The sequence below is a fragment of the Paenibacillus sp. 1_12 genome, from assembly GCF_900114475.1.
Classification (GTDB): Bacteria; Bacillota; Bacilli; order Paenibacillales; family NBRC-103111; genus Paenibacillus_S.
In genome coordinates this window covers 553658-566689 of record NZ_FOTE01000003.1, presented here as the reverse complement: position 1 = coordinate 566689, position 13032 = coordinate 553658, and the positions used below count along the sequence as shown (strand labels likewise).

General features: G+C 43.9%; 13 protein-coding genes. All 13 read right to left on the bottom strand.

Annotation, left to right across the window (positions count from 1 at the left end):
- Positions 1 to 33: 33 nt before the first annotated feature.
- The 13 genes from BM210_RS10135 to BM210_RS10075 all read right to left on the bottom strand — a co-directional run bounded on the left by BM210_RS10135 (position 34) and on the right by BM210_RS10075 (position 12958).
- Positions 34 to 1308, bottom strand: coding sequence for an efflux RND transporter periplasmic adaptor subunit (locus tag BM210_RS10135; protein ID WP_091167523.1), 1275 nt, complete (start codon positions 1306 to 1308; stop codon positions 34 to 36).
- Positions 1309 to 1356: 48 nt separating this feature from the next.
- Positions 1357 to 2010: a CpsD/CapB family tyrosine-protein kinase gene (locus BM210_RS10130; protein ID WP_091167522.1), complete on the bottom strand. Its 654-nt coding sequence runs from the start codon at positions 2008 to 2010 to the stop codon at positions 1357 to 1359.
- Positions 2011 to 2031: 21 nt separating this feature from the next.
- Positions 2032 to 2751 carry a YveK family protein gene (locus tag BM210_RS10125; RefSeq protein ID WP_091167520.1) on the bottom strand — a complete coding sequence of 240 codons (720 nt, stop codon included), beginning with the start codon at positions 2749 to 2751 and terminating at the stop codon, positions 2032 to 2034.
- A gap of 416 nt (positions 2752 to 3167) precedes the next feature.
- Positions 3168 to 4703: a HAMP domain-containing sensor histidine kinase gene (locus BM210_RS10120; RefSeq protein WP_091167519.1), complete on the bottom strand. Its 1536-nt coding sequence runs from the start codon at positions 4701 to 4703 to the stop codon at positions 3168 to 3170.
- Complete coding sequence (locus BM210_RS10115; RefSeq protein ID WP_091167518.1) at positions 4684 to 5373, bottom strand: response regulator transcription factor; 690 nt, start codon at positions 5371 to 5373, stop codon at positions 4684 to 4686. Before BM210_RS10115 ends, BM210_RS10120 begins: the two co-directional genes overlap by 20 nt.
- 88 nt (positions 5374 to 5461) lie before the next feature.
- Positions 5462 to 6448: a hypothetical protein gene (locus tag BM210_RS10110; protein ID WP_091167517.1), complete on the bottom strand. Its 987-nt coding sequence runs from the start codon at positions 6446 to 6448 to the stop codon at positions 5462 to 5464.
- 256 nt (positions 6449 to 6704) lie between these two features.
- Entirely contained in the window at positions 6705 to 7751 is a 1047-nt protein-coding gene (locus BM210_RS10105; RefSeq protein WP_091167515.1) for an ABC transporter ATP-binding protein, read from the bottom strand.
- A 1-nt stretch (position 7752) separates the two neighbouring features.
- Entirely contained in the window at positions 7753 to 8613 is an 861-nt protein-coding gene (locus BM210_RS10100; protein ID WP_091167513.1) for an ABC transporter permease, read from the bottom strand.
- Positions 8610 to 9452, bottom strand: coding sequence for an ABC transporter permease (locus tag BM210_RS10095; protein ID WP_091167511.1), 843 nt, complete (start codon positions 9450 to 9452; stop codon positions 8610 to 8612). Before BM210_RS10095 ends, BM210_RS10100 begins: the two co-directional genes overlap by 4 nt.
- On the bottom strand, positions 9439 to 10644 hold the full coding sequence (locus tag BM210_RS10090; protein ID WP_091167510.1) for an extracellular solute-binding protein: 1206 nt from the start codon (positions 10642 to 10644) through the stop codon (positions 9439 to 9441). Before BM210_RS10090 ends, BM210_RS10095 begins: the two co-directional genes overlap by 14 nt.
- Positions 10645 to 10773: 129 nt before the next feature.
- On the bottom strand, positions 10774 to 11502 hold the full coding sequence (locus tag BM210_RS10085; protein WP_091167508.1) for a GntR family transcriptional regulator: 729 nt from the start codon (positions 11500 to 11502) through the stop codon (positions 10774 to 10776).
- 240 nt (positions 11503 to 11742) lie between these two features.
- On the bottom strand, positions 11743 to 12069 hold the full coding sequence (locus tag BM210_RS10080; RefSeq protein WP_091167506.1) for a hypothetical protein: 327 nt from the start codon (positions 12067 to 12069) through the stop codon (positions 11743 to 11745).
- Between the two features lie 373 nt (positions 12070 to 12442).
- Positions 12443 to 12958, bottom strand: coding sequence for an HPP family protein (locus BM210_RS10075; protein WP_256223455.1), 516 nt, complete (start codon positions 12956 to 12958; stop codon positions 12443 to 12445).
- Positions 12959 to 13032 lie beyond the last annotated feature (74 nt).

Below are 13032 nucleotides of genomic sequence, written 5' to 3'. Positions count from 1 at the left end.
CTTGTCACTCCATTTTCCCAATCGGCTTTTTCACTAGGGCCGTTGTACTTTATCTTTGTCTACCAGCTGCTGTTGTCCCGAGGTGACTACTAGCTCACCTTCCTTAACTCCTGATAGCAATTCTTGGTACGAATCACTAGCACGACCCATATTCACTTTCCGTTTCTCTACCGTGTCATTGACAAGCACGTAGACAAAGGAATCTTCACCTTCTTTAACTATGCTATATGAAGGGACAGCTACAACATCAAGCTCTTCACTATTTGTTAATTGTATTAGCACCTTCATTCCAGGCTTTAATCCCTTATCCGGATTAGGAACCTGTATAATGAGCTCGTAGGTTTTGGTTTGTGGATCCATAATATCGGACAAATAATTAATTTTCACTTTATTACGCTCTTTCGTCCCTGGTAGGTAATAGCTCAGTTCTGTTTTACCCCGGACTAACTTTGCCTCTTCATCTGGCAGATTGGCTTTTATTATGATTGGATCCAACTTCTGAATGAGCCCAAGCACATCATTCGGCTTTACAGCCGCTCCTGTTTGAATCATTTGGACTCCTGTTAGGATTCCACTGATGGGTGCTGTAATATTAAGCGTTGCTAATACTTGCGTTGATTGATCATGAGCGTTTTGGGCTTCACGAAGCACTTTCTCCAATTCAGGGAACGAGACGGTTCCATTCAACAAAGTGCTTTTCCGCTTAAGCTGAGCCAAATCATCAGAGGCTCCTTTCCACTCACTTTCCGCTTGTTCCAATTGGGCCCTCGTAGCCAGCCTCACGTCAAAGTCGTTTCTTATTTTATTGTATTTCTTAGTAATGGAATCCAGCTTTTCAGTCATCTTTTGAATGGAATATTCCATCTCAACCTTGTTATTAGAAAGCTCTTTACCTGCTTTCTCTTTGGCCCTATTTAACGCGTCTCGTGCATCCTGGACAGCAATGAGCATTTTTTGGTTTTGAGCTTGCAGATCCTGTGATTGTAATCTGAGAATTAGATCGCCTTCCTGAACAAATTCCCCCCTATTTTTAAGTACTTCCTGAACAACTCCTTCCGATTTAGCTAGAAGCGAGAATTGAACAGATGCTTGTACTTCTGCTACACGTTCCAACGGTTCAGCAATTTTTTGCTTAGATACCTTTTCTACTTTGACCTTCTTGCCTTGCAGTTGGGAATTAGCAGCATAAGACTCCGGATTCGGGTTCGAGCCGAAGCATCCACTAAGAATAAAAAGGGTCAGAGCCATAACAACCACTATTTTCAGCCAACGTGGAATTAAATATCTCTTTCCTTTTGCTTGATCCATGATAATAAATCCTCACTCTCTTCATAAATCTCCAAGGCTATATGCCGTCTATTTCTTGGTTCTATTCATTACGACTCCGAGTAAATTAGCCCTTACTTTGGCTAACTCCTCCTTCACTTCTTGGGCTGCAGCTCGCTTGATTTTACCTTCTTCGACGACAAGCAGAACACCATCACACATTGATGACACAATTTTAGCATCGGTAAGCTTAAGCATGGATGGAGTATCAATCAAAACGATTTCAAAATTGCTCTTCATCTCCACAAGTAAGGCTTCCATTTTCTTGGATGACAAAATATCCGAAGCATTCTGTTCTAAGCTGCCTGACATTAAAATAAATAAATTTTCAATATCAGACTGCTGTACCAACTCCCCCATCTCTTTGTTATCCATGATAATATTTGTAAGCCCTTCACTGTTACCCTTAACAACTGAAGTAAATTCCCTTTGAAAAGCAGGGTTTCTTAAATTAGCATCAACCAGCAAGACCTTTTTTCCAGCTTTGGCAAACGCAATAGCTAAGTTAATAGCAGTGGTAGTCTTACCCTCACCTTGGTTAGCCGAAGTAATCGCGATGATCTTCACCTTATGCTCTGCATCCATGCATTCAATATTAAATCGTAAAGTACGATACATTTCTGATATATGGGAGTTCGGATTGGACAGCATGACTATGCTGGGATTACCGATTGTTTGAACCATAGATGGCTTTCCCCATCCTTTCTACATATTTCTTTTTTTCAGGTGCTTCCACTTGCCGCCTTTAAAATTGGGAATCTTAGCAAGCGTCTCAACATCAAATACGGTGTTCACTTCCTGTGTCGTTTTCAAAGTATCATCCAATGAATCCAAAAAGATAATGAATCCTATACCAGCGACCAACGAAGCGAAAGCAGCTAATATAATATTCTTGTCCGATCTTTGGTTAATAGGCCGGGGATTATCGACTTCTTTTGCCCTGTTTAATATTGCGATATTGTTGGTTTTCATTATCTTAGGTACTTCTGCTTGAAACACCTCAGTAACAGAATTAGCGATCTTAACTGCACGTTCCTGCGACATATCGGTAGCAACGATAGCCATTAATTGAGTTTCATTTACTGCAGTAACGTTAATTTTGGAAATAATCTGTTCGGGGGTCAAATTTAAATCAGGATAACGCTGCACAACCTTCTCTAGAATTGAAGGGGTCTTAATAATTTCTTTATAAGTGTTGATTAACATAATATTTAAACCAATCGACCCAAAATCGATTTTTTCTTTACCAATTAAATCGTCATGAATCGTGTTATTAATGATTAACTTAGTAGATGCTTGATATATAGGCTGATAGTTATAATTGCTGTAAATTGCCATTCCGATAGTGCTAGTACAAACAAATAGAATGATGACCCAAACGTACTTTTTGATCATGGCATAATAAACTTTAAGACTAATATCCATTATTGTCCTCCAATAACAAGCTTTTCATATCATTCACTTCTTTAACGGTTTGATCATCAGGGTTACTTTTCAACAAAAAAGGAGCTTATACAGCCCAAAACACACCAACATGGTGTTATATTATGGAATAAATGTTATGGATAATAATGGATTATACACCTTTTTGTTATAAATTTATATTTTTAAGTATTTTATACATAAAATTAGAACGCCATCATATCCAAAGAATTCCTTTTACTTACATTATGCACGAGACTATTGAACTAGTCCAGATGAAAATAGACTAATATACCTAAAGTTTTAATAATATTTATGTAAATTTTTAGATTTTTTTTATTGAAATGGTTAATCATGAGTAAAATTATGGAATTTATGTCGATATTCTATTTGTCGATAGTTCATTAATAATAGAAGCTCTAACCGCTAAAAGAAGATGCCTTGGGTAGAAGAAGCTGAAAAGTAGTTCCCTGAGATGAGCTATCCTTGAGGATCAGCATGCCGTCCATAGCGGTCGCCAGCATCTGGCTCAAGGGAAGCCCAAGCCCCAAGCCGCGTATTCTAAGCTTTTTATTCGATCCCCGGTAATACCTTTCATAGATGTTGATTTGCTCTTCAATCGGAATGCCTGAACCGTTATCTTTTACCAGTACCTCGTACATTGTGCTCGAATATTCCATTACAGAGATTGTGATGATGCAACGGCCTTCTGCAGCTTGTCGGCTGTTGTTAAGAAGATTGACGATAATTTGTTGAATTCGTCCGGTATCGCCAAAGGAAATCATCTTACGTTCGGGTATATGCGTCCGTATTTCCAGATCATCCTCCTGATAGATCAGGCTCCATTGATACACGATTTCTCTCAACAGCCTGCCGAGATCGAAAGCTTCCTTATCGATGTGTACATGGCCGGATGCAAATTCATTGAAATCAAGTAAATCAGATACCATCCGCTCCAGCCGCTGCGTTTCTTTAAGCGAAATATCCAGAAATTCATCTGCCTCGTCAGCGGTTACGACTTGGTCTTTAATGGCGCGCAGCAGACCTCGTATCGATGTAACCGGTGTCTTTAACTCATGGGTTACTCCGGCTAGCAGCTCCAAGCGCAAATGTTCCAACTGCTTCAGCCTTGCCGCCATTGCATTAAAATAGATAAGGAGATCATAAATCTCCTGCTCCTTAACGTTCTCCTGCAGCATCTGTGTATAATTTCCCGACTGAATTTGTTTAAGTGCGTCAACAACAGCATATAGTGGTTTGGATAATTTACGCAGCAGTAAATAAAGGATATGCCACCCGAGTAGACCCGAAATAAGGAGCAAAGAAGAAATCAAACCATACTGCTGGCTAATGTCGGTTAGCTCCTTTTTGGCATAAGAAATCGCAATCGACCCGATAACCGAATTCGAACCATAGATTGGGGAGACTATTGTATAGGAGTTGCCGGACTTGTTCACGATGACCCGATCTACAAGTGCCGGAGGAGATGGAAACGCCGGATCGGCTCCAGAAGCGCCGCTTGATATAGTACCAGAGTTACTTGAAGACAAGGCCTGCTGGTCATGATTGGTAAGGGGTGGTGGAGACGGCGGATTCCCGCCTTCTTGAACGGGCGAAACCAATTCGAGGGGTGCTGATTTATAGAACATAACCTTTCCGGTTTGATTAAATACGGTTAATCCAAATTGCCCGGGAAGCTTGTATACTCTTTGATTAAGATCAATCCACTTATAAAACTGGTCGGGTATCTCGATTTGCCCGGTATTGCTTGTGACATAGTCCGCTACTTGCTGCGAAAAGCTCTCGATATTGTGCAATCGACTGTTCAGAGCCTCATACTGTAACCATACAACAGATGTGACTCCGATTATGAGTAGACCGATAAATAAAGTCATGACATAGCGCTTAGTCCAGTATTGGAGCAGCGTGCTTCGCTTAAGCTTTCTGGTTGACATAGAACTGATACCCCGTTCCCCGCAAAGTCCGAATTTCACCTTCTTCCAGAGGCATATGAAGCAGTGCTTGGCGCAGACGTTTAATAGCGTGATCCACTGCGCGGTCACTTCCCTCGTAGTCCATTCCCCATATCCGTTCGATTAACTGCTCGCGATTAAAGATTTGGTTCGGATGCTCCGTCAGAAAAAGCAGCACCGCCAAATCTTTGGGCGTAAGAGATAAGCTAACTCCGTTCAAGTAGACGGTTCGGGACTTGAAATGAACCCTCAAACTGCCGTAATGCTTCTGATCTTCTGCGATCAAGGTTTGTGAAGGCCTACGCAGTACCGCATGAATTCTGGCAACAACCTCTTCCGGCTCAAACGGCTTCGTCATGTAATCATCGGCTCCGCTGTTTAGACCTGCAAGGCGATCACCTATGTCACCTCTGGCTGTGAGCATGATGACAGGACAAGCATTTCTGCGGCGTACCTCTCGCAGCACCTCCCATCCGTCCATCCCGGGCAGCATCACATCAAGTAAAATAAGTTCGGGCTGAATCGTTGCAAACTGTTCAACTGCCTCATCCCCCCGTGTAAAGACGACACAGTCATAACCTGCCTTTTTTATATAAGCTGACAACACACGGGAAATGGCTGTCTCGTCTTCCACAATCATAATGGTTTTCATAGTAAGACTCCTTACGGGAGAGATCATCCAGCAACTGTATCTTTGAATATTCTATCATAAGAGGACGATTGTTTTTGTCGAAAACAAGTTATTTGATCGTGATAGCAGAAATACTCCCATTTATTTTAAAATCTTTGGTATAGGATAACGAAGCTTCCGCTGTTATCTTACCATTCGGTCCCATGATGGTTATCGTTGGATTGGATGTATAACCAGACCCTGGATTCGTAATCTTTACATCCGTCACAATACCATCTGTCACAGTTACGGCCGCTGTAGCTTGCGTCCTGGGCCAGGTCCCTCCGTTGCTTCCATTATAGCGATAATAGTTGGATACCTCATCCAAACGCTCATTGGTGATCCCATAGGGTCCAAGAACCTTAAGAAGGGCTGCCTTGTTTCGTTGAGCTTCTTCGCCAGTTGGTCCTCTTTCCAGCCCAGCAGGGGTTACGCCGCTAAATGCTTCTCTGAATACTTCAGTGGGGACCCCAAGTGCCGCAGCAATAAGCACAACAGGTCTGCCTTTATCCTGTGGATCTGTAATGAATCCACCCGATATAACCACTGAACTCGCAGTCAGTCCAGCATTGCTGCTATCGACTACAGGAGCAGGAGTATTTCCATTTACAGGGTCAGCTGAAGCCTTCGTTCTTGACGATGCATCACGCTCTGGACGCGGGTCCGGCCTCTCCCTACCAGGGCCAGTCTCTTTTTTATGTTGATTATTGAAGGAACGGCCCTCAGGGTGCGGAGGTGGTGCCAATCCAAGCTTACGGACAATTTCATGATCATGATCACCGATAGCTTTTACGACGTCCTGGAGCCCCAAGCCTTCCGTAGATATACTCAGATCTGCTGCGGTTTTCAAGATTACTTCGGATTTGCTGACAAGCTGCTGCTGATACGCTTCTTGAGATTCTCTGTTAGGTGAGGATACCGCTGAATGGTGTTGAGGGAAAGACGATGGTGGTGCAGATGCATCATCAGCTCGATCCTTGGCTGCTACCACAGCTCCACAGAGAATCGTCACAGACAATGAGCTGATAAGTCCGATGCTAAGCATTGATTTTTTCATTGGGTTCGCTCCTCTAATCAAGAAATTGTTTCTTACAACCTCAATATAAAGGACCAATGTGGCAGCCAGATGGTAGAAACCTCACTACATAGAAAAAACGGAGCTGCGACCTCGCATCACTCCGTTTATGTTGTTCATCATTGCGATCAGCATTTCAGAATACCATTCGCACACGTCTATCGACTTCAACACTAATGCAGATCACCGTTTACATGTAAACGCATCAATATCAAATCACCTCTAAATAAAGGGTGTACTATTCGTCAAACCAGTAAGCTTTCACTTGAGGGATTTTCACTATACAAGGACCTGCCTGAAGTAACCCGTCATCATCTACAAAGATCGGTTGGCCTTCAATCTCCACCATATAACGGTAATACGATCCCATAAACAGATGATGGCGAATGAAACCTTCCATAACAAAATGCTCATCCTTTTCCCAAACCTGCTGTTTGCCTTCTCCAGCCTGTTCGACCTGCCCAATATTGTGATCACGCAGCACTTCAGCAGTGAATGGCTCGATCTTGGCTTCACCAGAACGGATGACGAGTTTCTGCAGCTTACCTTGGCGATAAAGCGAGATGGTATGACTTTCCCCAAGGAATTGAGCTGTAAAATAAGTGGAAGGCTGCCGGTAAATCTCCTCCGGTGTGCCTGCTTGCTCTACCCGACCTTCATTCATCACAATCACATAATCCGCCATTGATAACGCTTCTTCCTGATCGTGCGTGACATAAACCGCCGTAATTCCAAAAGATTGCTGAATGCTCCTAATGCCGACCCTAAGCCTCTGCCTCACCTTCGCATCCAGATTTGATAACGGCTCATCCAGCAAAAGCACCTCAGGCTGTACGACAAGAGCCCGAGCCAAGGCAATTCGCTGCTGCTGTCCACCGGAATATTGCTGCGGATAACGGCTGGCCACATCCGACGTATCGATCTCCACCCTCTCCAGCACTTCATGCACCCTGGCTTCGCGATCCTGCTTGGAAATTTTTTGCAGCTTAAGGCCATAAGCGACATTGTCGAATACACTCATATGCGGCCAAAGCGCGTAATGCTGAAACACCATCGCCGCCTTCCTCTGTTGAGGTGAAGTACGGGTCACATCACGTGAGCCGAACAAGATACGACCCTCATCAGCCGACAAAAATCCGGCAAGTGTCCTTAAAAGCGTCGTTTTCCCGCAGCCGCTTGGTCCGACGATAGCTGTTAGCCCGCCAACGGGCAGCTGCAGGTTGATGTCTGTAATGCCTCTCTTTTTACCGTACCGTTTATTCAAGCCCTCAATGGTAATGCCCATGTTATACCCTCCCGAAAGCAGCCAAATATTCTGAACGCATAAACCGCTGTAAAAAAAACAGCAACACGATTCCCGGTACCATCAGCAGCACAGATGTAACGGATGCCACCTGCATTTCGTAGCCATTCGCTGCATTATACATAAAGACAGGCATCGTAATATGAAAAGGCGCGCCAATCAACAAGCTGCCCGTAAATTCGTCCAATGAATATAAAAATACTAATAAAGAGCCCGCGATAATTCCGGGGGCAGCCATCGGCAGCACCACATGAAAAAACGTGTACACTTTACCGCCGCCAAGCATATAGGAGGCCTCTTCCATCGATTCTGCGACAGATTGAAATACGGATACCAATGTCCATACGGAAAATACGATCGCACCGACCAGATGGATCAAAATCAGACCGGTCAATGTGCCTACGAGATCATAGCGATACATAATCGTCATGGCATTCGTGAACACCGGAAGCTGAGGAAATGCCTGAGGCAGTAAAAACAATAACAATATCAAATGCTTTAATGGCAGCCTATTACGAGCTATGAGATAGGATAAGGGAACAGTTAGCACCAGACAAATCAGCGTGACCGTAATTGCAATAACGAAGCTTAAACCCAACGAAGAGAGCATTTTACCTTCGAACACTTGATGCCAATATTTAAACCCCCAAACGTTCGGAAACGGGTGAGGCCAGAACCATTTTTCTGCTACTGACCATAAAATAAGGCTCGATAGAGGACCGAAAACGAAAAATATCGATGCTGCATAAATCAGCAGACGGCGTGTCATGCGGACAAAGGGCGCTTTGCGATCTGTCAGATCGAGCGAACCGTTAGAAGCCGCTACCGAAATGGATTTGTTCATTTCTTTGACAACCCCTTTAAATAATAAATGGCAGCTCCCATAGAAGCTATGTAGGTAAGGACACCAATGGCATTTGCCAATCCGTAATTATGCTGATACACGCTTTGGTGATATAGATCCATCATCAGCATTTGCTGACCACCTGCGTTGCCCAGCATAGCGGGTATGGAAAAGCAGCCAAGCATGGATGTGAAGGTCAGCACCGCCATAACCCCGATACTGCTTTTGTTCATCGGCACGAGAAAATGCCAGATCAACCTAAGCTTTCCCGCACCCATCCCTTTTGCTGCTTCCAGCATACCTTCATTCACCGATCGAAAACCGCCAAGCACCAATAGCAGCGCCAAACCGAGGTTTTTCCAAACCAATGCGGCAATGAGACCAAACGTTGTGAACGCAAAGGACGGCAGCAAATCCGGATTAAACAAACCTGTTATGGCAATCGCCGAATTGAGCGTACCATGAGGTGCCAGAAATACACGCATGGCATGCCCAACAACGACGAACGGGACAAACAACGGGATTTTGAAAATAAATTCCAGCACTGGGTAGGCACCCAAACGCAGAAAACCACCGATCATCGCGGAGATTCCGATTAGCAGGGCGAGACTTGCCAGACAGACCCAAAGGGTAAATACCAAATCGCCGCCATATAAAGAAAAAGCTTCCGCATAATTGGCTAACGTCCAGACTTCGTCTTGTGAACGCAAGCTCGATATAAAGGAGAGGACAAATGGATACATAAAAAGCAGCGCGACAACGGCAATAGCAGGAGTGGCAAGTCCCACTCCTGCTGCTTTGTGCCAGAAGACGATGGAAGGAGAATTAGTTTTTCTCATATGCAGTTTTCAGATGATCAAAATAGGTGTTTATCGGGAACGACTGGCCACGCTTGTTCAGGTCATCTGCAGTAATATCCTTAAACAGCTTTTTCTTGCCAGCTTCACTAACCAATGGAAGTATCACTGCTGCATCGATACCCGGATACCAGCTATTTTTCTCCACGATTACCTTCGTTTGAATTTCTGGGGAGGTCAGCAGATCGGCGTACAAGATAGCCGCTTCTTTATTTTTTGCGTTTTTGGGAATAACCACATACATCGGTTGACCCGGTATGCCAGGATCGGCGATTTTCAGACCATAGTTAGGATTCATACGGCCTTCATCCACCCAAAGGTTAAACATATCCACCCATACGGGTCCCATGTCGATTTCGCCGCGGTTCAGCATATCCAGCGTCCCATTATTACCATTGGTGTAGGTAACAGGAAGTGCTTTAAGCTCCTTCATAATAGCTGGCCATTTTTGCTCCAGTGCTGCATCGAATGGTCCTTGACTCAACGCTTTGTAATCACCTGATTTCCAATATGTATAAGCAGTGGCAAAAGCAACTCCACTTGCACCGTTTTGGATGCCGTTATATCCGAAACGTTTGGGGTTAGCTTTGATCCAAGCGGTTAGTTCTTCAAAATTAGCAGGGAATTGTTTGATTTTATCGGGGTTATAGGCAAAGGCGACCTGGCTGTGAAACAGTGGAATCACGTAGCCTTCCACATTTGTACCCAAGCTGTTCTTACTGTCGGGGGAAACTACATACTGCTTGTTGGCTGATTGCGGCACCCATTTGTCCAGCAGATTATTATCAATCAGCTGCTGCATGCCGCTTTGATGCACAATCGCGAGATCAATATCCCACTCCGTCTTGCCAGCATCCTTTTGCGCCTTTAATTTCTCAAATATTTTCTGAGTTCCGCCATCTCCTGCACCTGAATTGACGACGCGAACCTGAGAACCGGCATATTTCTTTTGAAACTCGCCGACTACATTTTTTTCCTGCAGATCGGTCATGTTCGTATCACCGGCTGTAGCCAGATTAATTTCATATTTCTTGGGTGCAGCGGCTGCAGGAGCTGCTGCATTCGTTCCGTTCGTGACAGCAGGAGTACTAGTCGCAGCAGTATTCGCTCCGCAGCCTGCCGTCACGATCGCCGTGAAAGTCAGAGCGCACAGCACGTTCATTATTTTCTTCATATTCCCCACCCTTTTCGAATTTTTGAAGTTGCTGTCTAGACATCTTCACTTCTTATTATAGGAGGGACTTGTTAACGGTATGTCATCTATATGAGAAGAAATTATTAAGTTCTCCGATGCTGTGATCCACTATCGCCGACGGTTCACCCAGAACTGAAACACATCATTGCGAAAATAATCATACGAAAATAATACAGGCATATGCTGCTGGTCAAAATGGATTTGCTTCATCATCAGCACCGTTGTGTCCGATTTCACTTGGAGCTTGCGGCATACAGGGTCGGTGTGATGTGGGACGACCAGCTCGGTATTGGTACCCGTCAACCGAATACCGCATTCAGTTTCCAAAAATCGGAGCAGGGAGCCGGTCAGCGGTTTTTTTTGAAAAGCCTGCTCAACCAAGGTAAGAGGCATAATATTAATATTATGAGCAACAGGCTCTTTATTGGCCGTACGAGTCCGTTCATTAATAATCACAGGACTGCCTAGTGGAATTTTCAATAAATGAGCCCATTCTTCATGACAAGGCTCTGTGCGAATATTTTGCTCCAGCTGACCTTCCACCAATCCCGCAGAGCGGATAATTTCTTCGGTCGAAGTGAACCGGTCGATACTGCTTGGGATGGAGCTTAACGGCCGTCGCACAAACCGCCCTACCCCTTTTCTCACGTCCAGCTTGCCTTCCTGCTCCAGCTGTTTCATCGCAGAGCGAACCGTTTCCCGGCTCACTTGAAATTGTTGGGCCAGCTCTTTTTCCGCAGGCAGACGGTCCCCTACCTTAAGCTCTCCGCTCGTCATCAGCTTATCGAGACTTTCCTTAATTTTGATGTAATGACTGACTTTCACCTGATCTGTCATCTCTGTTTCATCCTATCTTTGCTGTAAATTGCCATTCTTGCTTCTATCCTAACAGACTCTAGGAAAAGTGTAAAAGCGCATATCGGAGTTATGATCGCAGCTGCCAGGAACTCGTTTTTTGTAGATCCATAAGCTCCAAGATAACAGAATAAACAAACGACCGCTCCCCCGATGAATACCGAGTTGCGGTCACTGCTTGAAATCTTTTTGTCTATTAGACAGATAATGAACAATTTGTTATTAGCTCAACAAAGCCAATACTCCAATGAATATAGCCACAAAAGCGCAAAATTGCATCGGGATAAAGAACAGGCTATGCTGTACACCTAACTGTATTTGTCTTCCCGTCTTCATATCCAAATAAATTTGATCTTTGTTTCTATTATAATATTTCCCTGCATACCAGATCGGTACGGCCGATAGTATGGATCCAATACCTACACAAACATGCTCGTTAACAGAATCCATCGGATGATCTATAAAAATAGATGCTATTCCCATCGTCAGGAAAATCATTACGAAGACAATTGGGATCGTTAAGATCCCTGCGCCTTTCCAAATAACCATCGAATTGCCCCTTTCCTTCCTATAGCTTGTGGCATGTACCCTATTCTCCATATGCCTATTTGATCTTCATATAATCGACTATCACAATTTTTTTGTTTAAATTTGTCAACTATGTAACTTTCGCTATTTTCAGCTAAAGTAAGGACCTTTTCCCCATTTCAATTTAAGATTTTCATGTAATATGCTGTCATATTCTGTAGTGTAACAATCTAAAATTCACTCTTTTATTCCTTCCAAAATAGGATTACTGTTGCAAGATTCAAAGTATTTCAGTGTTCAAACATAAAAATAACCTCCAGCTCCCTATTGGGTCCGGAAGTTACTTTCATAACTAGTTCTCACAGTTGTCATTGGGAGTGACAGATTCTCATTACTACCACCAAAATTTAGGATAGGCTCGTTGTCGGCTCAGGTTATTCACGATGAGCGCGATAATGACAATCACAATCGAACCTGCAAGTACCGGTGTCCAAATAAATGACCAATGACTTCCTGACATCATCACTACAAGGGGATCAGCACCTGCTGGAGGGTGTGTAGTTCTTGTGAGCATCATCAGGCTGATAGCCAAACCAACGCCTAATGCCATAGCAGCAACGCCGCCACCCAAAAAGTGGTGAACCGTTAATCCTGTCACTGTCGACACGAGATGTCCCCCGATAATATTACGCGGCTGCGACAATGGAGAATCCCAAAGACCAAATGCGAGAACACAGCTGGCTCCAAATGGTGCCATGATCCACAAACCGGCATTCATATCGGTTAACCATGCAAGAACAGCGATCGTCACAGTCCCTCCGACAAATCCTATGATCACATTACGTATATGAATGACAAGCGGTGAACGGCCTTCACCTTTCATTTTTCGCAAATAATACTTAATTCCCATTTCCATTACCCTACTTTCATTCATCATTTAAATAACCATTAAACTGTGTAACTATTGTATTTAAAATACGTGAT

What these genes read in the sequence shown, in the direction of transcription:
- BM210_RS10085 (WP_091167508.1), bottom strand. Translation starts at nt 11,502, where the DNA reads ATGACAGATCAGGTGAAAGTCAGTCATTACATCAAAATTAAGGAAAGT.
- BM210_RS10080 (WP_091167506.1), bottom strand. Translation starts at nt 12,069, where the DNA reads ATGGTTATTTGGAAAGGCGCAGGGATCTTAACGATCCCAATTGTCTTC.
- BM210_RS10115 (WP_091167518.1), bottom strand. Translation starts at nt 5,373, where the DNA reads ATGAAAACCATTATGATTGTGGAAGACGAGACAGCCATTTCCCGTGTG.
- BM210_RS10090 (WP_091167510.1), bottom strand. Translation starts at nt 10,644, where the DNA reads ATGAAGAAAATAATGAACGTGCTGTGCGCTCTGACTTTCACGGCGATC.
- BM210_RS10120 (WP_091167519.1), bottom strand. Translation starts at nt 4,703, where the DNA reads ATGTCAACCAGAAAGCTTAAGCGAAGCACGCTGCTCCAATACTGGACT.
- BM210_RS10130 (WP_091167522.1), bottom strand. Translation starts at nt 2,010, where the DNA reads ATGGTTCAAACAATCGGTAATCCCAGCATAGTCATGCTGTCCAATCCG.
- BM210_RS10100 (WP_091167513.1), bottom strand. Translation starts at nt 8,613, where the DNA reads ATGAACAAATCCATTTCGGTAGCGGCTTCTAACGGTTCGCTCGATCTG.
- BM210_RS10125 (WP_091167520.1), bottom strand. Translation starts at nt 2,751, where the DNA reads ATGGATATTAGTCTTAAAGTTTATTATGCCATGATCAAAAAGTACGTT.
- BM210_RS10095 (WP_091167511.1), bottom strand. Translation starts at nt 9,452, where the DNA reads ATGAGAAAAACTAATTCTCCTTCCATCGTCTTCTGGCACAAAGCAGCA.
- BM210_RS10135 (WP_091167523.1), bottom strand. Translation starts at nt 1,308, where the DNA reads ATGGATCAAGCAAAAGGAAAGAGATATTTAATTCCACGTTGGCTGAAA.
- BM210_RS10105 (WP_091167515.1), bottom strand. Translation starts at nt 7,751, where the DNA reads ATGGGCATTACCATTGAGGGCTTGAATAAACGGTACGGTAAAAAGAGA.
- BM210_RS10110 (WP_091167517.1), bottom strand. Translation starts at nt 6,448, where the DNA reads ATGAAAAAATCAATGCTTAGCATCGGACTTATCAGCTCATTGTCTGTG.
- BM210_RS10075 (WP_256223455.1), bottom strand. Translation starts at nt 12,958, where the DNA reads ATGGGAATTAAGTATTATTTGCGAAAAATGAAAGGTGAAGGCCGTTCA.